This is a genomic window from Streptomyces sp. R41 (assembly GCF_041053055.1).
Classification (GTDB): Bacteria; Actinomycetota; Actinomycetes; order Streptomycetales; family Streptomycetaceae; genus Streptomyces.
On record NZ_CP163443.1, the window covers coordinates 7900450 to 7926762 of the forward strand.

The 26313-nt window shown below is 71.0% G+C and carries 24 protein-coding genes; 15 read left to right on the plus strand and 9 right to left on the minus strand.

Features of this window, described 5'->3' with window-relative positions; all coding sequences use genetic code 11:
* Nucleotides 1-73: 73 nt before the first annotated feature.
* Together AB5J53_RS36005 and AB5J53_RS36010 are read right to left on the minus strand one after the other, a co-directional pair.
* Entirely contained in the window at nt 74-916 is an 843-nt protein-coding gene (locus AB5J53_RS36005; RefSeq protein WP_369249771.1) for a PaaX family transcriptional regulator C-terminal domain-containing protein, read from the minus strand.
* A gap of 15 nt (nt 917-931) precedes the next feature.
* A complete protein-coding gene (locus AB5J53_RS36010; RefSeq protein ID WP_369249772.1) occupies nt 932-2608 on the minus strand; it encodes an AMP-binding protein in 1677 nt (558 codons plus the stop codon).
* Nucleotides 2609-2747: 139 nt separating this feature from the next.
* Between AB5J53_RS36010 and AB5J53_RS36015 the strand changes: the two genes are divergently transcribed.
* Together AB5J53_RS36015 and AB5J53_RS36020 are read left to right on the plus strand one after the other, a co-directional pair.
* Nucleotides 2748-4217: an acyl-CoA dehydrogenase family protein gene (locus tag AB5J53_RS36015; RefSeq protein WP_369249773.1), complete on the plus strand. Its 1470-nt coding sequence runs from the start codon at nt 2748-2750 to the stop codon at nt 4215-4217.
* 22 nt (nt 4218-4239) lie between these two features.
* On the plus strand, nt 4240-4638 hold the full coding sequence (locus tag AB5J53_RS36020; RefSeq protein WP_369249774.1) for a RidA family protein: 399 nt from the start codon (nt 4240-4242) through the stop codon (nt 4636-4638).
* Between the two features lie 7 nt (nt 4639-4645).
* On the opposite strand, the gene AB5J53_RS36025 is transcribed toward AB5J53_RS36020, so the two are convergent.
* Nucleotides 4646-4840: a DUF5999 family protein gene (locus AB5J53_RS36025; protein ID WP_369249775.1), complete on the minus strand. Its 195-nt coding sequence runs from the start codon at nt 4838-4840 to the stop codon at nt 4646-4648.
* A 275-nt stretch (nt 4841-5115) separates the two neighbouring features.
* Here AB5J53_RS36025 and AB5J53_RS36030 point away from each other — a divergent pair, with 275 nt between their 5' ends.
* Nucleotides 5116-5556, plus strand: coding sequence for a DUF6299 family protein (locus tag AB5J53_RS36030; RefSeq protein WP_369249776.1), 441 nt, complete (start codon nt 5116-5118; stop codon nt 5554-5556).
* Between the two features lie 107 nt (nt 5557-5663).
* On the opposite strand, the gene AB5J53_RS36035 is transcribed toward AB5J53_RS36030, so the two are convergent.
* Nucleotides 5664-6011 carry a VOC family protein gene (locus AB5J53_RS36035; protein WP_369249777.1) on the minus strand — a complete coding sequence of 116 codons (348 nt, stop codon included), beginning with the start codon at nt 6009-6011 and terminating at the stop codon, nt 5664-5666.
* 219 nt (nt 6012-6230) lie between these two features.
* On the opposite strand from AB5J53_RS36035, the gene AB5J53_RS36040 reads away from it, so the two are divergent.
* Complete coding sequence (locus AB5J53_RS36040) at nt 6231-7577, plus strand: FAD-binding oxidoreductase (protein ID WP_369249778.1); 1347 nt, start codon at nt 6231-6233, stop codon at nt 7575-7577.
* 65 nt (nt 7578-7642) lie between these two features.
* Here AB5J53_RS36040 and AB5J53_RS36045 read toward each other — a convergent pair whose 3' ends face one another.
* Nucleotides 7643-8863 (minus strand): cytochrome P450, encoded by a 1221-nt coding sequence (locus AB5J53_RS36045; RefSeq protein ID WP_369249779.1) that lies wholly within the window; start codon nt 8861-8863, stop codon nt 7643-7645.
* A 231-nt stretch (nt 8864-9094) separates the two neighbouring features.
* On the opposite strand from AB5J53_RS36045, the gene AB5J53_RS36050 reads away from it, so the two are divergent.
* Together AB5J53_RS36050 and AB5J53_RS36055 are read left to right on the plus strand one after the other, a co-directional pair.
* Nucleotides 9095-10255, plus strand: coding sequence for a cytochrome P450 (locus AB5J53_RS36050; RefSeq protein WP_369249780.1), 1161 nt, complete (start codon nt 9095-9097; stop codon nt 10253-10255).
* A gap of 648 nt (nt 10256-10903) precedes the next feature.
* Nucleotides 10904-11278, plus strand: a complete 375-nt coding sequence (locus tag AB5J53_RS36055; RefSeq protein ID WP_369249781.1) for a helix-turn-helix domain-containing protein — start codon at nt 10904-10906, stop codon at nt 11276-11278.
* Here AB5J53_RS36055 and AB5J53_RS36060 read toward each other — a convergent pair.
* Nucleotides 11245-12348 (minus strand): hypothetical protein, encoded by a 1104-nt coding sequence (locus AB5J53_RS36060; protein ID WP_369249782.1) that lies wholly within the window; start codon nt 12346-12348, stop codon nt 11245-11247. The genes AB5J53_RS36055 and AB5J53_RS36060 overlap by 34 nt on opposite strands.
* A gap of 127 nt (nt 12349-12475) precedes the next feature.
* Nucleotides 12476-14089: a (2,3-dihydroxybenzoyl)adenylate synthase gene (locus AB5J53_RS36065; RefSeq protein ID WP_369249783.1), complete on the minus strand. Its 1614-nt coding sequence runs from the start codon at nt 14087-14089 to the stop codon at nt 12476-12478.
* Nucleotides 14090-14306: 217 nt separating this feature from the next.
* Here AB5J53_RS36065 and AB5J53_RS36070 point away from each other — a divergent pair, with 217 nt between their 5' ends.
* The 8 genes from AB5J53_RS36070 (at nt 14307) to AB5J53_RS36105 (ending at nt 22615) form a co-directional block, all read left to right on the plus strand.
* Nucleotides 14307-15992, plus strand: coding sequence for an AMP-binding protein (locus AB5J53_RS36070; protein WP_369249784.1), 1686 nt, complete (start codon nt 14307-14309; stop codon nt 15990-15992).
* A gap of 7 nt (nt 15993-15999) precedes the next feature.
* Nucleotides 16000-16278 carry an acyl carrier protein gene (locus AB5J53_RS36075; protein ID WP_369249785.1) on the plus strand — a complete coding sequence of 93 codons (279 nt, stop codon included), beginning with the start codon at nt 16000-16002 and terminating at the stop codon, nt 16276-16278.
* A gap of 108 nt (nt 16279-16386) precedes the next feature.
* A complete protein-coding gene (locus AB5J53_RS36080; RefSeq protein ID WP_369249786.1) occupies nt 16387-17355 on the plus strand; it encodes an ATP-binding cassette domain-containing protein in 969 nt (322 codons plus the stop codon).
* A complete protein-coding gene (locus AB5J53_RS36085; protein ID WP_369249787.1) occupies nt 17352-18143 on the plus strand; it encodes an ABC transporter permease in 792 nt (263 codons plus the stop codon). Before AB5J53_RS36080 ends, AB5J53_RS36085 begins: the two co-directional genes overlap by 4 nt.
* A complete protein-coding gene (locus AB5J53_RS36090; RefSeq protein ID WP_369249788.1) occupies nt 18140-18955 on the plus strand; it encodes an ABC transporter permease in 816 nt (271 codons plus the stop codon). Before AB5J53_RS36085 ends, AB5J53_RS36090 begins: the two co-directional genes overlap by 4 nt.
* A gap of 96 nt (nt 18956-19051) precedes the next feature.
* Nucleotides 19052-20263 carry an FAD-dependent monooxygenase gene (locus AB5J53_RS36095; RefSeq protein ID WP_369249789.1) on the plus strand — a complete coding sequence of 404 codons (1212 nt, stop codon included), beginning with the start codon at nt 19052-19054 and terminating at the stop codon, nt 20261-20263.
* Nucleotides 20264-20269: 6 nt separating this feature from the next.
* Complete coding sequence (locus AB5J53_RS36100; protein ID WP_369249790.1) at nt 20270-21700, plus strand: NAD(P)/FAD-dependent oxidoreductase; 1431 nt, start codon at nt 20270-20272, stop codon at nt 21698-21700.
* Between the two features lie 81 nt (nt 21701-21781).
* Nucleotides 21782-22615 (plus strand): alpha/beta fold hydrolase, encoded by an 834-nt coding sequence (locus tag AB5J53_RS36105; protein ID WP_369249791.1) that lies wholly within the window; start codon nt 21782-21784, stop codon nt 22613-22615.
* A 168-nt stretch (nt 22616-22783) separates the two neighbouring features.
* Here the strand turns inward: AB5J53_RS36105 and AB5J53_RS36110 are convergent, their stop codons facing one another.
* Nucleotides 22784-23893: a class I SAM-dependent methyltransferase gene (locus tag AB5J53_RS36110; protein WP_369249792.1), complete on the minus strand. Its 1110-nt coding sequence runs from the start codon at nt 23891-23893 to the stop codon at nt 22784-22786.
* Between the two features lie 5 nt (nt 23894-23898).
* A complete protein-coding gene (locus tag AB5J53_RS36115) occupies nt 23899-24888 on the minus strand; it encodes a ferritin-like domain-containing protein (RefSeq protein WP_369249793.1) in 990 nt (329 codons plus the stop codon).
* A 109-nt stretch (nt 24889-24997) separates the two neighbouring features.
* Between AB5J53_RS36115 and AB5J53_RS36120 the strand changes: the two genes are divergently transcribed.
* A complete protein-coding gene (locus AB5J53_RS36120) occupies nt 24998-26293 on the plus strand; it encodes a condensation domain-containing protein (protein ID WP_369249794.1) in 1296 nt (431 codons plus the stop codon).
* Nucleotides 26294-26313: the final 20 nt, after the last annotated feature.

A 26313-nucleotide genomic window follows, 5' to 3' on the forward strand; every position in this document is an offset into this window, starting at 1 on the left:
GCTAGGTAAGAAACATGAGAAGAGGGACGGAGGAGCCTGAGGGTTCCCTTAGCGCCTCATGATGTAAGCGAGGTCATACGCCATCAGAGTGCCGGAAGTGCCCGGGCACGCCCGCGAAGACTGCCCCCGCGTCCCGCAGCCGCTCGTGCAGCGCCCGGAAGACGGTGGCCGAGCGGGCGCCCGGCCAGTCCTGGGGCAGCAGCGCGGCGGGCAGTCCCGGGTCGGTGTACGGGAGGTGGCGCCAGGAGTCGAGGGCGAGCAGATAGTCGCGGTACGCCTCCTCCGGCGGGGTGTCCGCTCGCCGCTCCCAGGCGTGCAGCACGGGCGCGTGCTGGTCGAGGAACTCCTCGTGTTCCTTGGCGATCGCAGCCAGGTCCCACCAGCGGGCGACCGCGTCGGCCGTCGCCGCGAAGCCCAGGTGCTCCCCGCGGAACAGCTCCACGTAAGGGTCGAGCCGCAGCCGCTCCAGGGTGTGCCGGGTCTCCTCGTAGAGCCGCGCCGGGGCGAGCCACACTCCGGGGGCCGCTGTCCCGAAGCCGAGACCGGCGAGCCGCGAGCGCAGGACGTGCCGCTTCTGGCGCTCGGACTCGGGCACGGAGAAGACGGCGAGCACCCAGCCGTCGTCCTCGGGAGGCGCCGTCGCGTACACCCGCCGGTCGCCGTCGTCGAGCAGCTGTCGCGCGTCCGTCGACAGCGCGTACCCGGCCGCGCCCGCCGCCGTGCGTGCCGGCTCGAGGAGGCCGCGGCGCTTGAGCCGTGACACCGACGACCGTACGGAGGGCGCGTCGACGCCGACCGCGGCGAGGAGCCGGATCAGCTCGGCCACCGGCACGGGGCCGGGCATGAAACGGCCGTACGCGCCGTAGAACGTGACGATGAGGGACCGGGGGGCGTGCTGCTCTGACACGTTGATCACTCTAGTGCGCGAAGATCACTTGGGACCGCCGCCCGTGGACAAGTCACCTTCCGGGGCGGGCGGCGACATGAGGTCCGGACCGGCGTCTTTGCGCAGCCGGAACCGCTGGAGCTTTCCCGTCGCGGTGCGCGGCAGCGCGTCCAGGAAGACGATCTCGCGGGGGCATTTGTACGGAGCCAGCTCGGACTTGAGGAAGGCGCGCAGCGCCTCCGGGTCCTTGCGCGCGCCCTCCCTGAGGACCGCGTACGCCACGACGACCTGCCCGCGCGCCTCGTCGGACTGCCCCACGACCGCCGTCTCGACCACGTCCGGGTGACGCAGCAGCGCGTCCTCCACCTCCGGGCCCGCGATGTTGTACCCCGCCGAGATGATCATGTCGTCGGCGCGGGCCACATAGCGGAAGTAGCCGTCGGGGTCGCGCACATAGGTGTCGCCGGTGATGTTCCAGCCGCCGCGTACGTACTCCCGTTGCCGTGGGTCGGCGAGATAGCGGCAGCCGACCGGGCCGCGCACGGCGAGCAGCCCGGGCTCGCCGTCCGGCACGGGTTCGCCGAAATCGTCGACCACGCGCGCGTGCCACCCCGGTACCGGGATGCCCGTGGTGCCGGGGCGGATGTGCTCGTCGGCCGCCGAGATGAAAATGTGCAGCAGTTCGGTGGCGCCGATGCCGTTGATGATGCGCAGGCCGGTGCGGGTGTGCCAGTCCCGCCAGGTCGCGGCGGGCAGGTTCTCGCCCGCGGACACACAGCGCCGCAGCGACCCGGTGTCGTGCTCCTCCAGCTCCGCGAGCATCGCCCGGTACGCGGTCGGCGCGGTGAACAGCACGGAGACGCGGTGCTCGGCGATGGCGGGCAACAGCTGCTTGGGGCCCGCCTGTTCGAGCAGCAGGGAGCAGGCGCCGACGCGCATCGGGAAGACGACGAGACCGCCGAGCCCGAACGTGAAACCCAGTGGGGGACTGCCCGCGAAGACATCGTCCTCATGTGGCTGCAACACATGCTTCGAGAAGGTGTCCGCTATCGCCAGCACATCGCGGTGGAAGTGCATACAGCCTTTGGGGCGACCGGTCGTGCCCGATGTGAACGCGATCAGCGCGACGTCGTCGGCGGCGGTGTCGACGGCGGCGAACGGCTCGTCGGGCGCGCCCGTGATCCGCAGCAGCAGGTCATCGGGTGCGTCACCGCCGTACGTGGTGACCCGCAGCCCCCGGATCTCCGCCTTGACCAGGTCGTCGACCGACCGTACGTCGCACAGCGCGTGCGTCACCCGGGCGATCTCGCACATGGTGGTCAGCTCGTGCGGGCGCTGTTGCGCCAGCACGGTGACGGCGACCGCGCCGGCCTTCAGCACCGCCAGCCAGCACGCGGCCAGCCACGGTGTGGTGGGGCCGCGCAGCAGCACCCGGTTGCCGGGGACGACGCCCAGTTCGGTGGTCAGCACATGGGCGATGCGGTCGACACGGGCGCTGAGCTGTCCGTACGTCCAGACGTCGCCGGAGGCCGTACGGAAGACGGGGCGGTCGGGGCGGGCGTGGTCGAGGAGCTCGGCGGCGCAGTTCAGCCGGTCGGGGTAGCGCAGCTCAGGCAGATCGAAGTGGAGCTCGGGCCAGTGTTCGGGGAGCGGGAGGTGGTCGCGCGGGAAGGTGTCGACGTGGGCCGAGGTCGTCGGCTCCGCGGTGTCCCTGGGGTCCATGGTGGTTCGCCCCCTTGTCGTGGTGGGCTCGCACCAGGAGCGTATCGTGTTGGTGACGACAGTCAACGGTTCGCGATAACGTGGAAGGGTGACCCGGCGGGCCCCGAGGTGTGGCCCGGCGGGGGAGAGGGGACCGGCAATGACCGCATTCTCGCTCGATCCGGCGCGAACCGCCTGGTGTGCCGAGCTGCGCACACTCGCCGCGGAGCAACTGCGCCCACTGGCGGAGAAAGGCGAGCCGGGCCACGTCAACCGCCCCCTCGTCGCCGAACTCGGCCGACTCGGTCTGCTCGCCCGTCTGTTCACCTCGGGCGCGCTCGACCTGTGCCTGATGCGCGAGTCCCTGGCCCAGGCCTGCACCGAGGCCGAGACCGCGCTCGCCCTGCAGGGCCTGGGCGCCCATCCGGTGCACGCGTACGGCACGGCGGCCCAGCGCGACCGCTGGCTGCCCGGCGTCCGCGACGGCACCGTCGTCGCCGCCTTCGCCCTCAGCGAGCCGGGCGCGGGCTCGGACGCGGCGGCGCTGGCGCTGCGGGCGGAACCGGTCGGCCGGGCGGGTGGCGGCTCGCGGGTCGCCGAGCGGCACGGCCCGGAGGCCGGCGGCTCGCCGGTCATTGAAGCGGACCGTTCGCCGGTCGCTGCATCGGGCGGCTCGTATGGCGCCGGACCCGACGGCCCGGAGTCGGGAGACCCGCCGATCACCGAACCGCACGGCTCGCCGATCGTCGGAGCCACCGGCCCGGAAGCCGCAGGACTCGACGGCCTCGCCGAGCCGCACGGCCCGGCGGTCGCGGGCCCCGGCGGCCCGGAGGCGGGAGACTCCCCGGTCGCTGTGCCTGGCGCGGCGACCGTCGCCGACGCCGACGGTTCGGGGCGCTGGCGGCTCACCGGTGAGAAGTGCTGGATCTCCAACGCGCCCGAGGCCGACTTCTACACCGTCTTCGCGCGGACCGCTCCCGACGCCGGAGCCCGCGGAGTCACCGCCTTCCTCGTGCCCGCCGACCGGCCGGGCCTCACCGGCACCCCGCTCGACATGCTCTCGCCCCACCCCATCGGCGCCCTCACCTTCGACGCCGTACCGGTGACGGCGGACGACGTGCTCGGGGAGCCGGACCGCGGCTTCCGGGTCGCCATGCACACCCTCAATCTCTTCCGGCCGAGCGTGGGCGCGTTCGCGGTCGGTATGGCGCAGGCGGCGCTGGACGCGACCCTCGCGCACACGGCTGGGCGGGACGCGTTCGGCGGCAAGCTGAAGGACCTTCAGACGGTGGCCCACCAGGTCGCCGAGATGGCGCTGCGTACGGAGGCGGCCCGCCTGATGGTGTACGCGGCCGCGGCGGCGTACGACGAAGGGGCCCCCGACGTACCCAAACGCGCGGCGATGGCGAAGCTGCTGGCCACCGAGACGGCCCAGTACGTCGTCGACGCCGCGGTCCAACTGCACGGCGCCCGTGCCCTGAGCCGAGGTCATCTCCTCGAACACCTCTACCGTGAGGTCCGCGCACCCCGGATCTACGAGGGCGCGAGCGAGGTCCAACGGGCGGTCATCGCCAAGGAGTTGTACAGGAAGACGCCCACGGATCCGAACGCCGCCATGAAGGCTCCGTGAGCATCGAGACCGTGGAGGCCCAGTGAGCACCGAGCGCGTCAACCCGCCCGATCTCTCCCCGCCCACCGGCTTCTCCCATGCCGTCGTCGCCACCGGCACCCGCCTCGTCTTCCTGGCGGGCCAGACCGCGCTCGACACGGACGGGAAGGTGGTCGGCGAGACGCTGCCGGAGCAGTTCGAGGTGGCGCTGACGAATCTGCTGACCGCGCTGCGGGCCGCGGGCGGAGCCCCGGCCGACCTCGCACGGGTCACGGTCTACGCCACCGACGTCGCCGACTATCGTGCCCAGGCCCCCGAACTCGGGCGTATCTGGCGGGAGTTGGCGGGCCGCGACTACCCCGCGATGGCCGTCATCGGCGCCGCCCGCCTCTGGGACGAACAGGCCCTGGTGGAACTCGACGGCTTCGCGGTGCTGAGCTAGCGAAGGGTCAGGCGGCGACGGCCAGCTGCCCGACGAACACCCGGTGAGGAGCGACCACGCTGCCGTCGGGCAGCAGCTCGCCGCTGTCGTCGAAGACGATCGCGCCGTTGCACAGGAGGTTCCAGCCCTGCTCGGGGTGGGCCACCACGATGTGCGGGGCGTTGGAGTCCGCGGACGGGCACGAAGACTGGTGTGAACACATGGCGCACCTCCACGTCGGATGCGACGGGTTTCGGCGGCGGTGTCGCCGCCCTCGCATGCTTAGACCATGCGCGCGCGGCGAACTCATCGGAACAGCCGGCCGTGAAGCGTGACAACACGAGGACAACTCTCGGACCTCCCCAAGACGGACGGTGCCAACTCGCCACCAAAGGACGGTGCCAACTCGCCACCAAAGGGTGACGATCACAGCTCTCGGTACGCCGGACAGGTACCCATGGAGCGCCCCTTCCAGGCCCCGTTCCAGGAGGTACTTCCATGTCCTTGCGCCAGGTCATCACCGCGGCGGCCACCGGCGCCGCCCTGCTTGTGACGGTCGCCCCGACCGCCGCGGCCGTGTCACCCTCGCACGAAGCGCACGAGCAGGTGAGCGTCGACCCGACCGGTCATGTGGCGGCCGACGGAACCATCACCCTCTCCGGCACCTACCGCTGTCTGAACGCTACTGGGCCCGTGTTCGTCTCCTCCTCGGTGTCACAGGGCGATTCCCGTGTGCGCCAGGGCGTCGGCGGCACCTCGGCCGTCTGCGACGGCGCGGAACACCGCTGGACCAACTCGGAGAAGCGCGAGCTCGGCACCCTCACGGCGGGCAACGCCCACGTCGAGGCCACGCTGATGGAACTGAGCACCGAGTCGGGCCTCCTGCTGCCGAAGTTCCACGCGATCCGGGAGCGGGACATCACCCTGATCAAGGGATGAGCACCGACATGACGAGGGAGCCGTCACCCCGGGAAGGGGTGGCGGCTCCCATGATGTCCGGCGGAGGGGGGAGAGACCCCGCCTCCAAGGAGGACGTGCGCGCGGAGTCAGCTGTGGCTGAGGACGTTGACCACGCGGCCGTTGGGGTCCCGGACGAAGAAACGGCGTACGCCCCACTCCTCGTCGGTCAGCGGGTGCACGATCTCGGCACCGCTCCTGCGCACCTCGGCGTAGACCGCGTCTACGTCCTCGACCTCGATGCTCATGTCCGGTGCCACGGGGGCGGTCGCGTCGTCGGTCATCAGGCTGACCTGGACGGCGGGGTTCTCGGCGGAGGCCAGGGTCACGATCCAGCCGTGGTTCATGACTTCCTCGAAGCCAAGCAGGCCGTAGAACTCGGAACTTTCCTTCAGGGCGACTGACTGGATGTTGGGTACGACCCGTCGTGCGTACATCTCGCGGCTCCGGTGGTCAGGTCGGATGCGTCTGAGGACCGAGTCAGCGTATCGGAGCGCCCTGCCGGCCGCAGCCGGGGCGGACGTCCGGCGTGGATCTTTCGACGGTCTGTCCGGGGACGCCGACGGGGCGCCGCACGGGAGTTTGATGGTCCCGGAACCGAGACCCCCAGGCGTACGGGAGGCGCGATGCGGTTGACCACATCCCAGGGCGAGAGCGTGCCAGAGCGTGCTGTCACTGAGCTGCGGCAGCGGCTGCGTGGCCCCGTCATCACCGAGGAGGATCAGGAGTACGCGGCCGCGAAGGCCATCTGGAACGCCTACTTCGAACGCCGTCCCGGAGCGATAGTCCGGGTCCAGGGCGCGGCGGACGTCATCACCGCCGTGCGGTTCGCGAAGGAGCACGGTGTGCTGCTCGCGGTGACAGGAGGCGGGCACTGCTTCGCGGGCACCGGCAGCTGCGAGGGCGGACTGGTCGTCGACACCTCCGCGCTGCGCGGCATCAGGGTCGACCCGGGCCGGCGCACGGCACAGGCCCAACCCGGACTCCTCCAGGGCGACTTCGACGCCGAGACCATGCACTTCGGGCTGGCGGTGACCGGCTCCCAGGAGTCGTACATCGGCATCGGTGGCATGACGCTGGGCGGCGGTCTCGGGTGGCTGGGCCGGTACCGCGGACTGCTCGTCGACAACCTGCTCTGTGCCGACATCGTCCTCGCCGACGGCGAGATCCGCAGGGCGAGTCCGCAGGACGACCCCGACCTGTTCTGGGCGATCCGGGGCGGCGGCGGCAACTTCGGTGTGGCCACCTCCTTCGAGTACAAGCTCCATCCGCAGGGCGACTGCGTGGCCGGACTGCTGGCCTTCCCCGTCGCCGAGACGGGTGCCGTGGCCCGCGGGCTGAGCGAGTTCAACGAGACCGCGCCGGACGCGCTCACCACCTCGTTCGCCTTCCTCACCGTGGAGGGCGAACCGGCTGTCGGCCTGGGCTATGTGCACGCCGACCCGTCGGCCGGCGCGGAGGAGGCGGTGGCGCCGCTCGCGGGCCTCGGCAGGAAGCCCCTGCTCAACCATGTCGGAGCCATGCCCTATCTCGCCGTGCAGCGGATGCTGGACGACAACACCGTGGCAGGGCGACGGCTGTATGCCCGCTCCTTCCACATGGACGAACTCCATCCGGAAGCCCTCGACATCCTGGGCGACGGCTATGCGAGCAATCCCTCTCCGCTTTCTCTCGTCGGCGGCGGGCTCATGGGCGGAGTGATGGCCCAACTTCCCCCGGACGCAACGGCTTTTCCGCATCGCGACGGATATCTGGTCAGCGTTCTCAGTCAATGGGAGGACGAGAGCGAGGATCAGCAGAACATCGACTGGACCCAGAACGTATACGAGCGGATCCTGCCGTACACCACGGGCGGGGTGTATGTGAATCATCTCGGGGACGACGGTCCCGAACGAGTGGCCGATGCCTACGGAGTGAACTATCCGCGGCTCAGGGCACTCAAGACCAAGTACGACCCCGAGAACCTCTTCCGCGTGAACCACAACATCCTTCCGGCCGGCTGAGGACCGGCCGAGGGCGGACCGAGCGCCGCGCGCAGCCCGGAACGGGAGGCTGAGCGCGGCGCTTTTCAGCGGATCCGCACAGGGATGGATCGATAGGCGCAGTAGGGGAAGCGGAATCCGCCCCCGCTCGGCTGCCAGTCCTCCTCGCCCGCCGGTTCCAGTGCGGTGAACCGGTCCAGCAGCCGGTCGAAGACGGCCGTCGCCTCCACCCGGGCCAGCATCGCGCCGAGACAGTGGTGCACACCGCCGCCGAAGCTGAGATGGGCATTGGGCCGCCGGCCCACGTCGAGTCCGCCCGGGTCGGCGAACTGCCGCTCGTCGTGGTTGGCCGAGGCCAGCAGCAGGACCACGACCCGGCCCCTGCGCAGGGTGCGGCCTGCGACCTCGACGGGTTCCAGGGTGAGCCGGGTCGTCGTGTGGATCGGGGCGTCCCAGCGCAGGAACTCCTCCAGCGCGGTGGGCAGCAGCGTGCGGTCGGCGCGCAGCCTGCGCTGTTCGCCGGGGTGGTGCAGCAGCGCCGCACAGCCGGTCGCGATCAGGTTCGTCGTCGTCTCGAAGCCGGCGTAGTAGAGGAAGAGCGCGTTGTCGACGGCCTCCTCCTCGGACAGTGACCAGTCACCGTCTCGCACGGTGGCGAGGGCGGTGAGCAGGTCGTTCCCGGGCGCCGACCGCCGTCGGCGCAGCAGGGTGCGGAAGTACCCGCGCAGCCAGACGACCGCTTCGTGCGCCGCGGCACGCTCCTGTTCCGGAATGAAGACGGCGAAAGCCTTGGAGACGTCGATCGACCGCTCCATGACGTCGGCGTGGTCCTGCGGGGGTATCCCCAGCAGGGTGCTCATCACCAGCACGGGCAGCGGCTGCGCGAGGTCGGTCACCGCGTCGAAGCTCCCGCGCTCGACGGCGTCGTCCAGCAGGCCGTCCACCATCGCGGCCATCGGCGCGGCCAGCGCCCGCACGGTCGCCGGGGTGAGCGCCCTGGTGAGCAGGCGGCGCAGCCGGGTGTGTTCCTGCGGGTCACGGTCGATGACGATGCGCCGCAGAAAGTCCACCGCGGGACCGGGACCGACCGAGATGTTCTGGAACTCCTCGGGGAATTCCCTGCCGAGTCTCCGGTCGCGCAGCAGGGCGGACACCTCCGCATGGCGCGTCACGACCCACTGGGCCGGACCGCCCCGGCACAGCGGTCCCCGTTCCCGTAGTTCCCGGTAGACCGGATAAGGGTCGCGAAGGAATTCGGGATCGTCCAGAACGAATCGGGGCAGTCGTGTGTCCATGGCATCGGTCACAGGGGTGAGGATGCCTTGCGACGGGCTGGTGCGGGGGAATTCTGAAAGGACCCTGACAGGAAATACGCGTACTGCCGAAGCGGGGCTCCATTTCGAGTGTGACAGCTGTCGGGGGTGGCTGTCGAAATGGTACGCTGCGGGGCGGCGCATTTTCTTGGCTCAATTTCCTCGCCTGGGGGAGTGGAAGTGAATTCCGAGCTGCCTCTTAAATTCGATTCCAGGGATCCCGCGGTGCTTTCCGACCCGTATCCGATCTATGCGGAGCTGCGTTCCTCCGGGCGGCTGAGCCGGGGCGGTCCCGGACAGTGGGTGGTGAGCCGGTACGACGATGTCGCGCCACTGCTGCGTGACCGGCGGCTCAGTCACGAATATCCACCGGAATACCATGAATTCAGCATCGGGGACGGACCCGCCAACTCCTTCTTCCAGCGCATCATTCTCGATCGCGACGCACCGGACCACACGCGGCTGCGCCGGCTCATGGCCAAGGCGTTCAGTCCGCGTCTGGTGCAGCGGATGCACGACTACATAGAGCGGCAGGTCGACGCGCTGCTCGCCCCCGCACTCGAGCGAGGGTCGTTCGACGCGGTGACCGGGCTCGCCTTTCCGCTTCCGGTCACCGTCGTGTGCGAACTGGTGGGCATCCCCTCGGTCGACCGGGACCTCGTACGGCCGCGGGCGATCGATCTCGCCAAGGCCTTCGCCCTGTACGTGGCGAAGGAGGACCGGGAAGCGGCGCACGAGGCCGTGGCCTGGCTGCGCGCATACATCGGAGGCCTGCTGGCCGAGCGCCGCGCCGCGCTCGGCGACGATCTGCTCTCGCAGATGATCACGGCCGAGGTCGCCGAGGAGCCGGGGGCGCGGCTGAGCAGCGAGGAGATCGTCGACAACGTCATCTTCCTCTTCTTCGCCGGCTTCGAGACCACCACCAATCTGATCGCCACCAGCGTCGCGGCCCTGCTGCGCCACCCGGCGGAGCTGGCCCGGCTGCGCCACGATCCGGGGCTGCTGCCGACGGCCGTCGACGAGTTCCTCCGCTACGACGCGCCGATCCAGGCGACCGCGCGCCTGGTCAAGGAACCGGTGCGGGTCGGGGGGCGTACCGTGCGGCCCGGGCGGGTGCTGGTCCTGCTGCTGGGTTCGGCCAATCACGACGAGCGGCGTTTCCCCGACCCGGAGCGTCTCGATGTCGGCCGTACCCCCAACGCCCACCTCAGCTTCGGCGGGGGCGCCCACCACTGCCTGGGGGCATCTCTGGCCAGGATCGAGGGGCAGGCGGCGCTCGGCTGGCTGCTGCGCCACGCGCCCGTCCTGGAGGCGGCCGGAAATGTCGTGCGCAGGCCAAGCGTAACGTTCCGCTCCTACCGCAGTGTGCCCGTGTCACTACGCTGAACCTGGCCGAAACATAGCTGACAGATTTGACCGTGATCGCGCGCTCGGAACCGTACATTGGAGCTGCGGATTTCCGGGGGACTGAGAGGCGCGAACCGCGCACCGCCGGCCAGGGCGGTCCGGTCCAGGAATTCGAAAAGGACGAGGTAATCGTCTGCTGTTTACGGGGGAGTGATGGCTGTGCACGCGTTGTCGCGTGATCGCGAAGTCAAGACTTCAACGAGGGCGTGGGTACCACGAAGCGGGAGAGCTGCAGGCCGGTTCGATTTCATTCGAAAATCAACCAGTGCCCCGTGATCAGTGCCCCGGTGAAGTGATCGTCCGACCCATATGTGCACGTCGGACGCCCGCTGCAAGAGTTCACCGGAAGCCCCGCGCCAATCGGTTGCGGCGAAAAAGTTGTGCATGCCAATCTGATGTGTGCTCGAAGCTCGCCGATGGGACATGCGCGGCATCCGGTGGCAGGAGTACGGGGGCCGGCACGGCGTAGAACTTCAGGCGCGTGGAGGGAGCGCGTAGTTGTCACGTGAAGAAGTCCGGCTCCTGCGGTGGCCGGCACAGCGGGAATTGCGTGATCGATGTCGATCGACGGGCCAACCGAGAATCCTGGTCGTCGAAGCGGGTGCGGAAGCACCCATCTGTGAGGACGTGTGCGAGGACTGGGTGCGGGCGCCGATACCCCCGCACGACCTCCAGGCCCGGGTGGACGCCCTCAGTCGTCGCTACCACATGAATCGACTGCCGTATCTGGACGAGAGCGGCGTCCTGCGCTTCTGCTCGCGCTCCGTCACCGTGTCACCGACTCAGGCGGAACTCCTTGAACTGCTCGTCCCGCGCTATCGCGAGGTCGTACCCCGCGAGGCACTCCGCTTCCGCCTCGGCCAGGTCAACGGGTCGAGGACACGGAACGCCCTCGATCTGCACATGATGCGGATCAGGGATCGAATTCAGCCACTCGGGCTGTCCATCCGCACCGTCTGGGGTCGCGGCTATGTGCTCGAAACCCACGCCGATCCACTCTGAAGCCGCTCCGCGGCCCCGTGCACGATCAGCGCGGAGGAGATCAGCAGCCCCGCGCCGGCGCGCCAACTGCCGTACAGGTGATCTCCGTTGCACAGGGCGAAGCCGCGCGGCACGCGCACGGTGAAGGTTCCCGACAGAGCCGGCCGGGCGTGAGCCACCGCCGCCCTGTCCGGCAGCGCGGACACCACGCGCAGCTCGCGCAACGGCGGTGGCCGGTCGGCGTACGACGACCACGCCTTGTACGCCGCCTCCTTGGCGCTGAAGAGCAGCCGGTCGACGGGAAAGCCGGGCAGCCGTCGAGCCAAGTCGGCGGCGAACGCGTCCTCTTCGTCCCTGGATTCGTCGCCGGAATCGGCCCCAGTTTCGGCCCCTGCTTCGACTCTTGCTTGGGTCCTGAAGAGACCGGCGCGCACCCGCGCCGGGAGTGGCGCCGCCGGCTCCGCGTCGATCCCCAGTGCCCGGGCGTCCCCACCGCGGCAGACGGCGGCAGCCCGGTAACCCTCGCAGTGGGTGATGCTGCCGACGACACCGTCCGGCCAGACCGGCATGCCTCGCGCCCCGCGCGGCACGGCCACCCGCCCCGCGCCCAGCGCGGCGAGCGCCCGGTGGGCGCACCAGCGGCCGGCGGTGAACTCCGCCCGCCGGCGCGGGCCGGCCTCCGCGCAGACCGCGGCCTCCTCGGGGAACAGCTCCGCGGACGGGACGACGTCCGCGGCGCGGGCCGCGCCGTACGCCCAGGACGGGAGTACGGCTCGCAGCAGTGCCCCGTATACCGAGGAGGGGAGCGGGGCCCGCAGCAGCGCGTCGTCCGGCTTCGCGACGGGCGGCAGTGGTCGGTCCGGCTTGGCGACGGGCGGCAGTGGTCGGTCAGGCCCCGCGACGGGCGGCCGTGCTCGGTCCGGCTCCGCGACGGGCGGCCGTGCTCGGTCCGGCTCCGCGATGCGCGGCGGTGGTCGGTCAGGCCCCGCGATGCGTGGCAGTGGTCGGTCCGGCTCCGCGACGGGCGGCCGTGCTCGGTCCGGCTCCGCGATGCGCGGCCGTGCACGGTCAGGCCCCGCGATGCGCGGCAATGTTCCGTCAGGCCTCGCGACAGGCGGAAATGTTCGCTCAGGCTCCGCCACGCGCGGCCGTGCTCGGTCAGGACGCGCCACGCCCGGCAATGCTCGGTCCGGCCCCGCCACGCGCGGCGACGCTCCGTCAGCTGCCGCCACGCGCGCGCAGCACCTTCTTGTCGACCTTGCCCACCGGGGTCTTGGGAAAGGAGTCGACGAGTTCCAGCTGGTCCGGGAGCTTGTAGGCGGCCAGACCGCGCTCCTTGAGGAACGCCTTCAGGCGGCCGAGCCGCAGCCGCTCCCCGGGCGCGGCGTCCGGGTCCGACTCGGCGATGACATACGCGCAGACCCGCTCTCCGAGGGAGTCGTCGGCCAGGCCGACCACCGCCACGTCACGCACCGCCGGATGGGCCAGCAGATGGTTCTCGACCTCCTCGGCCGACACCTTGTCCCCGCCGCGGTGAATGATGTCCTTGACCCGCCCGGACACCACCAGGTTCCGCTCGGGCGTCAGCCGGACCAGATCGCCGGTGCGGAAGAACCCGTCCGGGGTGAAGGCCTTCGCGTTCTGCTCGGCGGCCCGGTAGTACCCGCGGATCGTGTACGGGCCCCGGGCCAGCAACTCGCCCACCTCGCCCGGCGATACGTCCCTTCCGGCGTCGTCCACCACGCGGATCTCGTCGGCCCCGCTGAGCGGGCGGCCCTCGGTCGTGAGGACCACGTCGTCCGGGTCGTCCAGCCGGGTGTGGGTGAGCAGCCCCTCGCCGATGCCGTACCACTGGGTGAGCCGGCAGCCGAGCGTGGCGCGCACCTGACGGGCCACCTCCGGCTGGAACTTGGAGCTGCCGACCTGCAACAGCAGTCCGGACAGATCCGCCTTGGCGACCTCGGGGTCCGCCAGCCACATCATCACCAGCGGCGGCACCAGCGTGGTGAGCGTGACCCCCTCGCGCAGCACCAGTGGCAGGGCCTCCTCCGGGCTCGGGTTCGCGGCGAGTACGGCCTTGCCGCCGACGAAGAGCGTGCCCAGCACGCCGGGGCAGCCGAGCGCCGCGTTGTGGGCCACGGGGGTGGCCGCGAGATAGGCGCTGTGCCGGTCGACGTCCAGGGCCCGGGCGCAGGCCAGCGCGTTGTACGCGTAGTCGTCGTGCGTGCGGGGGATCAGCTTGGGCAACCCCGTGGTCCCGCCGGACAGCAGCAGCAGCGCGACCTCACCGGGGTCCACCGGCGGCAGTTGCACCGGCGCCGCCCGCAGCCCGGCCAGCGGGGTGAACTCGCCCGCGTCACCGGCGACCAGGACGTGGCGCAGCCCCGGCACCTCGGCGCGGACCTCGCGGGCCAGCGCGCGGTAGTCGTAGCCCTGGAAGCGGTCCGGCACCACATAGGCGACGGCGTCCGCGTGGCGGCACAGATGGACGATCTCGTTGCGGCGGTGCCCCGGCAGCGCCATCACGGGTACGGCGCCGAGCCGGAACAGCGCGAAGCACAGGACGACGAAGGTGTCCTGGTTCGGCAGCTGGACTACCACCCGGTCCCGTGCGCGTACCCCCGAGTCGTACAGGCCCGCCGCCAACTCATCGGCCTCTGCGAGAAGTCGGGTGAAGGTCAGGCGCCGCGCGCCGGACACCACCGCGGTCCGGTCGCCGTGCTCGCGCTCGGCGGCCCGCAACAGGTCGTGCAGGGTACGGCCCTGCCAGTAGCCCTCCCTCCGATAGCGCTCGGCGAACTCGGTGGGCCACGGAACACAGCCTTCCAGCATGGATCGCCTCCCTGTCGGTGCGGTGCGGTCCCCTGCGCGGGGCCGGTGCCCGCTGTGGGCGTCGAGCCGCGCGAGGTGCCCGCGCCGCGGGGCCACCAGGATCCACCGGGCGGCAGGGGCGCGAGGGGCGGGTGAAAGACACTCAACAGCATCATCCGGCCCCGCCCACCCGGCGCCTAGGCTCCCCGATGACCACGCGGCTGGAGGTGAACGGACCGTGAGCGCCCCTTCGTTGGTGAGCTGGCTCGACGCGCCGAGCGTTGACACCGGAGTCAACTTCCGCCTGCAGGAGGCCGGTTGGGAGCGGCACACCTACGCCGAGCTGGCGCAGCTCAGTCACGGTGCCGCCCGGACCTTGACCGCGGCAGGGGTCGGCCACGACGACATCGTCGCCCTCGTCCTGCCCTCGGGCCCGGCCTTCCTCGCCGCCTTCTTCGGCACCCTCCTGGCTGGGGCCACCCCAGCGCCCCTGGCACCCCCGATCGCCGGCGCGCCCGCCACACCCGGCTACGACGACCGGATGACCGGCCTGCTGACCGCGGCCCGACCCCGGGCGGTCGTCGCCGACGCACCGCTGTCCGGCCCGCTGCCGCGGGATGTGGCGCTGGTGCCGGGCGCGGAGTTGCTGGCCCCGACGGGCCGCGGCGGAGGGCACACGGCGGATCCGGGTCGCCCGGAGACCACTGCCCCACCCCACCCAGCCGTACGAGGCCTTGTGCAGTTCACCTCGGGGTCGAGTGGGCGTGCCCGAGGGGTGTATCTCGACAGTGCGGCCCTCGCCGCCCATGTCGCGGCGATCCGCGGCTGGCTCGACGCGTCGCCCGGGTGCGTCTGGGCCAGTTGGCTGCCCGTTCACCACGACATGGGGCTCGTCGGCTGTCTGCTCGGGGCGGTGCTCGGGCAGGACGAGCTCTGGTTGACACGGCCCGAGGCGTTCGTACGGCGGCCGCTCGAGTATCTGGAGTGCTTCGGCCGGCACGGTGCCTCGATCAGTGCCACGCCCGCCTTCGGCCTCGACCACATTCTGCGGAAGGTCCGGCCCGAGGACCTGTCCGGGCTGGACTTCTCCGGCTGGCGGTCGCTGGTCGTGGGAGCGGAGCGCATTCCGCCCGGCACGCTGCAGGGGTTCCACGCGCTGCTCGGCCCACGCGGCCTGAGCCGCCGCGCGCTGCTGCCCGCGTACGGGCTCGCCGAGGCCGCGCTCGCGGTCACCGGGCTGCGCCACGGGCAGAGCTGGGCGGAGGAGAAGTCGGTCGTCGGATGCGGTACCCCGTTGCCCGGCATCACGGTGCGGATCGTCGACGACCATGGCAACGAACTCCCGGACCGCGGCGTGGGCGAGATCGCCGTACGCAGTCCGTATCTCGCGGTCGACCACCTCGGTGACGGCGCCGGCGGCACCCGTACCGAGAACGGTGAACTGCGCACCGGCGACGCCGGGTTCGTCGCGGACGGGCAGCTGTTCGTGCGCGGCCGGATCGGTGACAGCCTGAAGCTGCGGGGGCTGCGGATCTTCGCCGAGGACGTGGAGCAGAACCTCCGACGTGCCGGCGGTCTGCCCCCACGGGCGGCCGTGGTGCTCGGAGAGGACGTGACGGGCGCCGTCGCCGCCGCCGTCATCGAGGACGGGGCTCCTGCCACTGGCGGGCCTCAAGACGCCGACGTACTACGAATGTTGCGCCACGCGGTCCCCGGTGCCGAAGCCGTCGTACGCAGGGTGCCGCGTGGCGCCCTGCCCCGCACCCCGAGCGGCAAGCCGCGCAGGCGGATGATCTGGCGCGCCTTCGTCGAGAGCTCGCGTGAAGTCGATGGCGCGCATCTCGGCGCGAGCTCACGTGAAGTCGATGGCGCACATCTCGTCGAGAGCTCGCGTCAAGTCGTGGCTCCACACCCCGAGTCCTAGGAGAGACATGGCCCACACCGAAAGCGCGGTCCGGGAGACCATACTGTCGCTCATCCGCCAACTCGCCCCGGACCCCGAGGGCTTCCCCGCCGAAGGGGCCGCCCACTTGGTGAACCATCTGGGCTTCCACTCGCTCGCCCTCCTGGAACTCGCCTTCGCGATCGAGGACGACTTCGATCTGCCGCCCATCGACGAGGAGACGGGCCGGGGGATCACCACCTCGGACGACGTAGTCGCCTACGTGGTGGGCCAGTTGCGCGAGCAGAACCAGCTGGTGTCGCACTGAAAGATCTCTGACAGGAGACGGGTGCGGACATGCGCGCCTGGCTACCGTCGGAGTGCTCCGCGCTCTCTTTCCGAGAGCGAACGTCCCCACCGAAGAGAGGGGCCTCCTGTGGCCGACGCGGTGATCGAGATCGATCGGCTCCGCAAATGCTTCGGGCCCAAGACAGCGGTCGACGACGTCTCGTTCAGCGTCGCCCCAGGCTCCGTTGTCGGACTGCTCGGGCCCAATGGAGCCGGAAAGACCACCCTGATCAACTGCCTGACCACACTGCTCGGTCCCGATGGCGGCAGCGCCACCGTGGCGGGCCACGACATCGTCGCCGATCCGCGCGGGGTACGCGCCAGCATCGCGGTGACCGGGCAGTTCGCGGCCGTCGACGAATCCCTCAGCGGTCGGGAGAACCTCGTGTTCTTCGCCCGGCTGCTCGGTCTGTCCAAGACCGGCGCCCGCGCCCGGGCCGCTGAGCTCCTCGACCAGTTCGGGCTCACGGAGAGCGCCGACCGGCCCGCGGGACAGTACTCCGGCGGCATGCGGCGCAAGCTCGACCTGGCCGCCAGCCTGGTCGTACCGCGCCCGGTCCTGGTGCTCGACGAGCCGACCACCGGACTCGACCCGCGCAGCCGCGAGACCCTGTGGGACGCGGTGCGCAGGCTCGCGGCCGACGGCATGGCGATCCTGCTCACCACCCAGTACCTGGACGAGGCCGACGCGCTCGCCGGCCGGATCGTCGTCATCGACGAGGGACGGGTCATCGCCGAGGGCACACCCCGCGAGCTCAAGAAACAGACCGGCGGCTCCGTCTGCGAGGTCACGATCGGGGACACGGCCACCCGGACCCGCGCCGCCGCTCTGCTCGCCGGCTTCGCCGGGGTGAACGTCCGCGACGACGCGGTCGTGGTGCCGGTGCGCGGCACCGACGACCTCGCCGGCATCATCCGCGACCTGCGCGCCGAAGGCGTCCATGCCGACGACGTCGCGGTGCACCCGCCCACCCTGAACGACGTCTTCTTCGCGCTCACCGAGAACCGCCCGGTCCCGGACGGTTCGGCCGCGCCGGTCCCGGAGGCCCGTTCATGACGACGGTCTCGCATGCCGCTCCGCCTGCCGGTCCCGGCCTCGTTCACGACGTACAGGTGCTCGCCGAGCGCGACTTCCGGCGCTCCTTCAGCAGGGGCGCGCTCGTCGGCACCGTGGTCCAGCCGCTGATGTTCTTCGGCATCTTCTACGCGACGTTCAGCCGGATGCTGGACGCCAAGGGCATCGACTACGGCCGTTTCGTCACACCGACCCTGGTCGTCCAGGCCCTGATGTTCGTGGCGATCGCGTCCGCGATGTCACTCGCGGCGGACCGCGGCAGCGGGCTGTTCAACCGGCTGCGCACCATGCCCATCGGCAGTTCCGCGCTGGGCACGGCCCGGCTGCTGGTCGTGGCCGCCGAGGCGCTGACGTCGACGGTCGTGATCAGTCTGGTGGCCCATCTCGCCGGTTTCCGGTTCGACGCCGGACCGGCCGCCGCCGTCGGGTTCCTGCTCGTGGCGATGGCCTTCACGGTGGCGCTGGCAGCCGCCACGGCCACCCTCGGTCTGACCCTGCGCAGCCAGGAGGCGCTGGCGGCCGCCCTCTATCTGCCGTATCTGCCCCTGCTGGTGGTCTCCACCGGCTTCGTCCCGGCCTCCCTGTTCCCAGGCTGGCTGCAGCCCATTGTGCGTGCCTCGCCCGTGTCCGCGGTGGTGGACGCCCTGCGGGCGCTGTCCACCGGCACCCCCTCGGCCGGCGAAGTCGTACCGGCCGTGCTGTGGTGCCTGGGGCTGACCCTGCTCTTCGGATGGACCACCGCTCGCGCATTCCGGAAGGTGACCCAGTGACGGCCGCAACGACCCAGGCGAGTGGAGCCACTCAGGCGAGCGGTACGACCGGTCTGTGGGCGCAGTCCACGCTGATCGGCGGCCGGGTCCTCAAGCACTTCGTCCGCAGCCCGATGATGCTGCTGGCCACCTTCGGCTTTCCGCTGCTGCAGCTGTTCATGCTGCTGGCCACCTTCCGCATCCTGGTCCGCGACACCCTGGGCGAGAGCTATGTGGTGCGGCTCGCGCCCCTGATCATCCTCGTCACCGCCTTCTCGGCGATCGGATCCAGCGCGATCGCCTTCTGGGTCGACATCCGCAGCGGGGTCTTCAGCCGGCTGCGCGCCATGCCGATCAACGCCCTGTCCATCCTGTTCGGCCGGATGCTCGGCGACCTCGTCCGGATCATGGGCATCGCCGTGCTCGTGTCGCTGATCGCCTACCTTCCCGGCTTCCGCTTCGAGCAGGGCGTCGGCGCCGCCCTCGGATTCTTCGTCCTCGTCGCGCTGTTCGGCCTCATGTGCACGTCGATCGCGGTGGTCGCCGCCCTGTCCGCGCCCTATCCGCCGGTCATCATGCGCTGGGTGCAGATGCCGACGCTCGCCCTGACCATGATGTCGTCCGGCTATATGCCGCTCGACGCGTTCCCGGACGCGGTGCGACCCGTGGTGGCAGCCAACCCGGTGTCCACGGCCGTCGAGGCGCTGGTCGGCCTCTCGCACGGCGGCCCGCTGCTGGTCCCCGTACTGGCCACCCTCGCCTGGACCGTGGGCGTGAGCGTGCTGTGCGCGGTCGTCATGGTGCGCAAGTTCCGGAGCTTCGTGGCCGGCTGAGTCCGCCTCGCCCGCCCGTCAACTCCCTTGTGGAGCATCCCGTAGCTCCTTAGTGGAGCACCCCGTGGCAACAGTGGAGAAATGAGGAACTGCGTCATGCGTGAAACACCCCCCACAGGCATGCCCGGCGGACGGCGCGTGCTCATCGCCGGTTGCGGCATCACGGGCCCGGTGCTCGCGATGTTCCTCCGCCAGTGCGGCTTCGAACCCGTACTGTACGAGTCCCGGCCCGAACCCGGCGACCACGCCGGCGCCTTCCTCAACCTCGGTCCCAACGGCAGGGCCGTCCTGGAGACCCTCGGCATCGCCGACGAGGTGCTCCGGTACGGCGCCGTGACCACCCGGCTGGTCTTCGCCAACCACCGCAACAAGACCATCGGCAGCAATCCGGAGCGCACCACCGTCATCAAACGCGGCCTGCTCAACAAGGGCCTGCGGGAAGCCGCCCAACAGGCTGGAATACCCGTGGAGTTCGGCAAGCGGGTGACCGGCGTGAACACCGAAGGACCGGACGGGGTGACCGTCCGCTTCACCGACGGCTCCACCGCCGAGGGCCGGCTGCTCATCGGCAGCGACGGCATCAACTCCGCCACCCGCGCCGCGGTGTTCTCCGAGGCCCCCCGCCCGAGGTTCACCCAGGGCATCGGCTCCGGCGGCTTCGCGCGGACCACCGCCCTGGGGCGACCGGACGGCGTCCTGCGGATGATGTTCGGACTGCGCGGCTTCTTCGGCCACCAGGTGCTGCCGGACGGCGAGGTCTACTGGTTCGAGAACCACACCGAGACCCGGGAACCCGCCCGTGGCTGGGCCGAGTCGATCACCGACGCACAGTGGCGCGACCAATTGCTGCAGCGCCACGTGGGCGACCACCAGGTCGTCGGCGAGATCCTCAAGGCCACCGACGGGCCGATCGGCCGCTGGCCGCTGTACGACCTCCCGTCCGTCCCCACCTGGCACCGCGGCAACGTCTGCCTGATCGGCGACGCGGCGCACGCCATCTCGCCGCACATGGGCCAGGGCGCGGCACTCGGTCTGGAGGACGCCGTCGTCCTCGCCAAGTGCCTGCGCGACCTGCCCGAACCCCGGTCGGCCTTCGCGGCGTTCGAGCGCATACGCCGCGCTCGGGTGGAGGGGCTGATCCGCCAGGCGCGCCGCACCGGCGGCCACATGACTCCCGCGGGCCCCGTCGGCCGTGCGCTGCGCGACCTGATGCTGCCCTTCTTCCTCAGGCTCAGCCTCAAGAACGCCGAATCCGTCTACGGCTACCGCGTCGACTGGTCCTCCCCGGTCACCGCGGCGGCCCGGTGACCGGCCATGGCACGCGTCCTGGTGATCGGGGCCGGACTCGCCGGCTCGGCCGTGGCGCTCTTCTGCGCCCGCCGTGGCCACGAGGTCACCGTGCTGGACGGCGGCAGCCCGCCCCCGCCGGGTGCCACGCCCGATGAGGAGGTACGCGCCTGGTCCCGCAAGGAGGTGCCGCACGCCCGGCAGGGGCACGCGTTCCTCGCCCTGTCCACGCGCGTCCTGCGCGAGGAGGCCCCCGACGTCCTGACCGCCTTCACCGCGCGCGGCGCCCTGGTCACCCCGCTGGAGCCGGGCTCCGAGGACGCCACCGTGCTCAGCCGCCGACTCGTCTACGAGGGTGTGGTGCGCCGGGCCGCGGAGGCCGAGGGGAGCGTCACGGTCTCAACCGGCGCCCGGGTGACGGAACTTGTGACGGACAAAGAGGCGAGCGATGTGCCCCGGGTGATCGGTGCGCGGACCGCGGACGGCACCGAGCACAGCGCGGACCTCGTCGTCGACGCCAGTGGCCGCCGCTCGCGGGTCGCCCACTGGCTGGCCGCGGCCGGACTGCCCGCGCCCCGGGAGACCGCGCAGCCGTGCGGCTTCTTCTACCTGACCCGGCACTACGAACTCCGTCAGGGCCACGCCTTCCCGTCGACGACCGTTCCGATCGTCGCCGAGCTGGACTACGGAACCGCCCTGGTCTTTCCCGGGGACAACGACACCTTCCAGCTCTCCACGACCCTGGCCGTGGACGACCCGCTCAAGCACCGGCTGCGGGACCCGGACGCGTACGGCCGCTTCCTGGCGTCGGTGCCCCGCACGGCCGAGTGGACCGACCGCGGCATTCCGCTCGACGACCCGAGCCCCATGGGCCACATCGAGAACCGTCGCCGCACCCTGCGCGACGACCTGGGGAGGCCGGTGGCCGCCGGACTGGTCCTGGTGGGCGACGCGGCCCTGCAGACCAACCCGACCTTCGGCCGCGGTGTCTCGCTCGCCCTCACCCACGCCCAGCACCTCGCCCGCACCGCCGAGGAGGCGGCCGCCGATCCGGCCGCGTACACGGCAGGGTTCGAGGAGTGGACCGACGGCCGGCTCGGGGTGTGGTTCGAGATCCAACTGGCCACCGACCGGGCCCGGTTCGCCCAGCTCAAGGCGGGGCTGCGGGGCGAGCACGCACCGCCCGCGGACGACCTGCCCAACCGTTTCGTACGGGCGATGGCCGTGCTCCGGGAGGACGACCCGGAGATCAGGACCGCGGCCCTGCGCCTCTACAACATGCTGATGACGCCCCAGGAACTGATGGCCGACCGCACCGTGGCGCGGCGCATCCTCGCCTTTCTGCGTGAGCATCCCCTGCCCGAGGTACGCACCCCGGGTCCTGACCGGGCCACCTTCGAGGCCGTGGTCGCCGGAGATTCCGTCCGGGACCTGTCAGCTCCAACGGCACATCCGTAGACCGCGGTTAGCGTGAAATGCCGGGGCGGCAGCCCCCTCATCGCGCGAAGGCCCCATCGTCACCCGAAGAAGGACGGCAGCGTGGACATCGCATTGAAGACGGGCGTGACCCTGAGCTACGACATCTTCGGGGATCCGGAAGGCAGCCCGGTGATTCTGGTCCCCGGACAGCACCAGGCCAACCTCTTCAACCAGATGCAGGTCCCCTATCTGACCAAGCGCGGCCACCGGGTCATCACCTTCGACCACCGGGGCGTACCGCCGTCCGAGGAGACCCCGCCGCCGTACACGATGGAGGGCCTGGCCGAGGACGTCGCCGCGCTGATCGAGCAGCTGGGGGTGGGCCCCTGTGCCATCGTCGGCTACTCCCTGGGCGCCACGATCATTCTGGAACTCGCCGTCGAGCGGCCGGAGTTGCTCACCCGCGCCGTCCTGGTGGGCGTGCCGTGGAAGCCGAGCGCGCTGCACCGGGCGATCCGTGAGGACGCCCTGGAGCGGCTGCGGGCGGGTGTGGTGATGCCGCCCGTGATGGAGGGCATCTACCGGGCGATGTATCTGTTCGGCCCGCGGGCGCTGAACCGGAACGCCTTCATCGAGCCCTACCTCGAAGGCCTGCGCGGGCTCGCCGCCGCCGGGGGCCACGGTGCCCTCGGCCACGCGGAGGCGTCTGCGGCGTACGACCCCGATCCCGCGCGGATCGCCGGGATCACCGTCCCGTGCCTGGTCGTGGGCATGGAGCACGACATCATGGCGCCCTATCCGATGGCCCGGGAACTGGCCAAGCTGATCCCCGGGGCCGAGTACCGGGAGATCAAGAACAGCGGTCACGCGGCCCTGCTGGAGAAGCCGACCGAGGTGAACACGCTGCTTGCCGAATACCTCGGGGTGGAGGCGCAGGCGCCGACCGTGCGTTGAGAGCCTCGGTCTCCGAGAGCCCGAGGGCCTGACTGTCCGAGCCCCCGGCCAAGCGGCCGGGGGCTCAGCGCACCCGCAGGGAGGGGCCGGGCGCTTCAGCGCGCGCAGCCGCACAGGCGGCGGGCCGTGGGTTTCACCGCAGCCGATACAGGCGGCGGGCCGCCGGCCTCACCGCAACCGGTACAGGCGGTGAAACGTATGCCGCACCGGCAGCACCTTGACCTGCCGGAACCCCGCCTCGGCCGCGTACGCCCGCACCGTCGCGGGCCGCATCACCGTGCCCGTGGCCGCCGACTCCTCCTCGGCCAGGCCGACGGGGAGGCAGTGCAGCAGGCTCACCGCGTACTGGAAGCGCTCGGTCTCCGGGGCCGGCGCGGTGAAGCGCTCGCCGACATTGGGCTCCATCAGCAGTACGGTGCCGTCCGGGGCCAGCAGCGAGCGGCAGGCCCGGAGCACCTCCACCGGGCGGGCCATGTCGTGCAGCGCGTCGAAGACGCACACCAGGTCGTAGCGGCCCGCCAGGTCCGGATCGGCCGCGTCCCGCACCTCGAACTCCACCCGGTCCGCGACCCCGGCCTCCGCCGCGTTGTGCCGCGCGTCCGCCACCGACCGCTCGTCCAGGTCGAGGCCGTGCACCCGGGCCCGCGGATAGGCCTGGGCCAGCGCGATCGACGACCAGCCCGATCCGCAGGCGACGTCGGCGATCCGGCCGCCCGCGCCGCCGAGCGCGGCATGCACGTCCGGCAGCGTCGCCGCGATCCAGCCGGCCAGCTGGTGCCGGAAGACCGGCTTGTTCAAACCGGCCTGCCCGCCCCGGAGTTCGGCGCCGTACTCGGCGTACGGAATGCCCTGCCCGGTGCGGAACGCGTCGGCGACCCGGGGGAGCACCGATGCCATCCCGCCGATCGGCAGGAGGACGAGCGGGGCGATGGAGAAGGGGCTGTCCAGGTCGGTGAGGGCCTCGGCATGCCCGGAGGGCAGTGTGAAGACCCGCCGCTGCGGGTTCTCCTCGGACTGATCTGTCGTCAGAATGCCTGCCGCCGCCTGCTGTTCCAGCCACTCGCGGGCGTATCGCCGGTCGATGCCTGCCCGCAGCGCGAACTCACCCGCGGTCGCGGGCGCCTTGGCGAGCTCCACGTACAGGCCGAGGCGGATGCCCAGATACGCGGTCATCAGCTCCGCCGCGCCGAGGCCGGCCAGGAACAGCCGTACCGACAGTGCCTGCGCGGAACCCGCCGCGTCCGTCGCACGGTTTGCTTCCGTTGCTCCCGTGGTCATCGGCCTCACACTCTCCCCAGTCGGTCGTCGCGCCGGGCCAGCCGGCGGGGCACCGAGCCGTAGCTCAGCAGATCGAGGTCCCGCAGCCCCTGCCGTACCCGGTCCGTCATCAGGCCGATGTGCACCAGCGCGGACACCACACGGGCGAACACCGTCTGCCGGTACAGCACCATCGCCGGATCCGCGGCGGCGTAGGCCACTCCCGCGTCCCGGTCGACGTCCAGCCGCTCCCAGACGTCGGAGAGCAGGAAACGCCTGCGCATCAACGAGGCCGCGTCCAGGACGAGTTCCTCCCGGTCGGCCAGTTCCGCGCTCGACAGCTCCCGGTAGACCTCCTCCAGGGAGACCACCCCGAAGGAGACGTGCCGGGCCTCGTCGCGGGCCACCAGCGTGGTGATCCGGCGGATCAGAGCGTCGTGAAAGGTGCTGCCGGCCAGCCGGAAGGCGGCCATCGCCAGCGCCTCCACCATGATCTGCATGCCCAGGGCCGTCACATCCCAGCGGGAGTCGCCCAGTATGTCCTCCAGCAGCTCCCGCAGATCCGCGTTGACGGGATACGGATCGGGGACGTTCTCCCGCAGATAGCGCGCGAAGACCTCCACGTGCCGGGCCTCGTCGGTGGCCTGGCTCGCGGCGCACAGCTTGGCCTCGACGGTCGGCAGGGACTCCACCAGCCGGGCGGCCACCACCAGGGCGGCCTGTTCGCCGTGCAGGAACTGGCTGACCAGCCAGGCCTGCAGCTCCCAGCGGAAGGTGTCCCACATGGGGCGACCGCGCCCGGCCATCGGCGAGGCCTCGAACGAGGCGCGCGCGAAGTCGGTGCCGTCCGCGAGCGGCGCGCCGAACGGCACGGGAATCGACCAGTCGATGTCGGCGTCGGCGTCCCACTGTCCGTCGCGGGCCCGCCGGTTGAGGGACCCGAGCCGTGGCGCGCGGGGCGTGTAGTCCCACGACAGCCGGGTGTGCACCGTAGCCCGCAGATCGAGGTGCTGCATGCGGGCGAGGCTAGCAACGGGAAACGGTCCGGGCCGTAATTCTTTCAATGCCGCCAAGTATCTTTCAGCGTCGGCGGGATGGGCGCGGGCCGCCGGTAGCTTGAGCGCCGTGGGCAGCATAGAAGAGCGAGAGATCGAGCCTTCCGTGGGGCAGCGGCTGCTGTGGTTCCTCGACCGTTATCGAGGGCACGACGGCGCGCTGAACTGCCCGATGATGTGCCGTATTCGCGGGCCGTTGGACATTGCCGTTCTGCGAGGCGCACTGGATACCGTGATCGACCGCCATGAATCACTCCGCTCGGTATTCACGGGCGGCGGCCGGGGATTGCGGCAAGTCGTACGGGGATCGGAACCCGTTGACATTCAGGTGTACGACCTGTCCCGGGAACCGGACCCGGAAGGCGCGCTGAACACCGCCGTCGCGACCGAACTCGCCACCCGTATCGACGCCTCGGGGGGCACGATCCGCACCACGCTGTGGCGGGTCGCCCCGTCCGACCATGTCCTCTGCCTCAACATCCATCACCTGGTCACCGACTCCTGGTCCTGCGGCATCGTCTTCCAGGACCTGTGCGCCGTACTGGAGAGGTCGTCCGGCGCCACCACCGAACTTGCCGACCCGGGCTGGCAGTTCGGGGAGTTCGCCGACTGGCAGCGCCGGGCGCTGGACGGCGGCGAACTGCGCGGCCAGCAGGCGTACTGGCGCGACCGGCTCGCCGGCCTCACTCTGCCACCGCTGCCGACCCGCGAGGCACCCACCGAGCGGCGTACCGCGCTGGTGCGCACCGGACTCGACGCGGCGACCGTCAGCGGACTGCGCGAGGTCGCGCGCGGCGGCGGGAGCACCCTCTTCACGGCGCTGCTCACCCTGTACTACGCCGTGCTGCACCGCACCACGGGCCGCACCGACCTCGCGGTCGCCTCCCTGTACGCGAACCGGACGCGCCCGGAGGTCCGCAGGACCGTCGGGTTCCTCGCCAACATGGTGGTGCTGCGCACCCGGATCGATCCACGCGCGGGCTTCCTCGACGCGGTGCGCGCCACGCACGAGACCGTGGTCGGCGGATTCCTGAACCAGGGAGTCCCCTACCAGCTGCTGCCGCTGCGCGAGGCGCAGAGCGCCGGCGGGCGTGCCGACGACATCGTCTTCCAGATGCTGGCGGAACCGGTCTACAGCACCACCGCGGGCGGCCTGGACCTGGAGGTTCTGGTGCCCGACGGAGTGGGCAGCAGATTCGAGCTCGAACTCGTCATGGTGCCCCACGAAGAGGGATTCCACGTCCTGCTCTTCTACAACGAGGGGCGGCTCGACGAAAAGTTCGCCAGGGAATTCGCAGAACGCTATGTCGCGGCCGCCGAACTCGTCTCCAAGGATGCCGCCCTGTCCATCAGCCGTGTCTGTTGAGCACCGCGGGGAATTTCATG

Coding starts and splice junctions, on each gene's coding strand:
- AB5J53_RS36035 (WP_369249777.1), bottom strand. CDS start 6,011: ATGTACGCACGACGGGTCGTACCCAACATCCAGTCAGTCGCCCTGAAG.
- AB5J53_RS36115 (WP_369249793.1), bottom strand. CDS start 24,888: ATGCAGCACCTCGATCTGCGGGCTACGGTGCACACCCGGCTGTCGTGG.
- AB5J53_RS36085 (WP_369249787.1), top strand. CDS start 17,352: ATGACGACGGTCTCGCATGCCGCTCCGCCTGCCGGTCCCGGCCTCGTT.
- AB5J53_RS36025 (WP_369249775.1), bottom strand. CDS start 4,840: ATGTGTTCACACCAGTCTTCGTGCCCGTCCGCGGACTCCAACGCCCCG.
- AB5J53_RS36075 (WP_369249785.1), top strand. CDS start 16,000: ATGGCCCACACCGAAAGCGCGGTCCGGGAGACCATACTGTCGCTCATC.
- AB5J53_RS36030 (WP_369249776.1), top strand. CDS start 5,116: ATGTCCTTGCGCCAGGTCATCACCGCGGCGGCCACCGGCGCCGCCCTG.
- AB5J53_RS36010 (WP_369249772.1), bottom strand. CDS start 2,608: ATGGACCCCAGGGACACCGCGGAGCCGACGACCTCGGCCCACGTCGAC.
- AB5J53_RS36110 (WP_369249792.1), bottom strand. CDS start 23,893: ATGACCACGGGAGCAACGGAAGCAAACCGTGCGACGGACGCGGCGGGT.
- AB5J53_RS36065 (WP_369249783.1), bottom strand. CDS start 14,089: ATGCTGGAAGGCTGTGTTCCGTGGCCCACCGAGTTCGCCGAGCGCTAT.
- AB5J53_RS36100 (WP_369249790.1), top strand. CDS start 20,270: ATGGCACGCGTCCTGGTGATCGGGGCCGGACTCGCCGGCTCGGCCGTG.
- AB5J53_RS36015 (WP_369249773.1), top strand. CDS start 2,748: ATGACCGCATTCTCGCTCGATCCGGCGCGAACCGCCTGGTGTGCCGAG.
- AB5J53_RS36095 (WP_369249789.1), top strand. CDS start 19,052: ATGCGTGAAACACCCCCCACAGGCATGCCCGGCGGACGGCGCGTGCTC.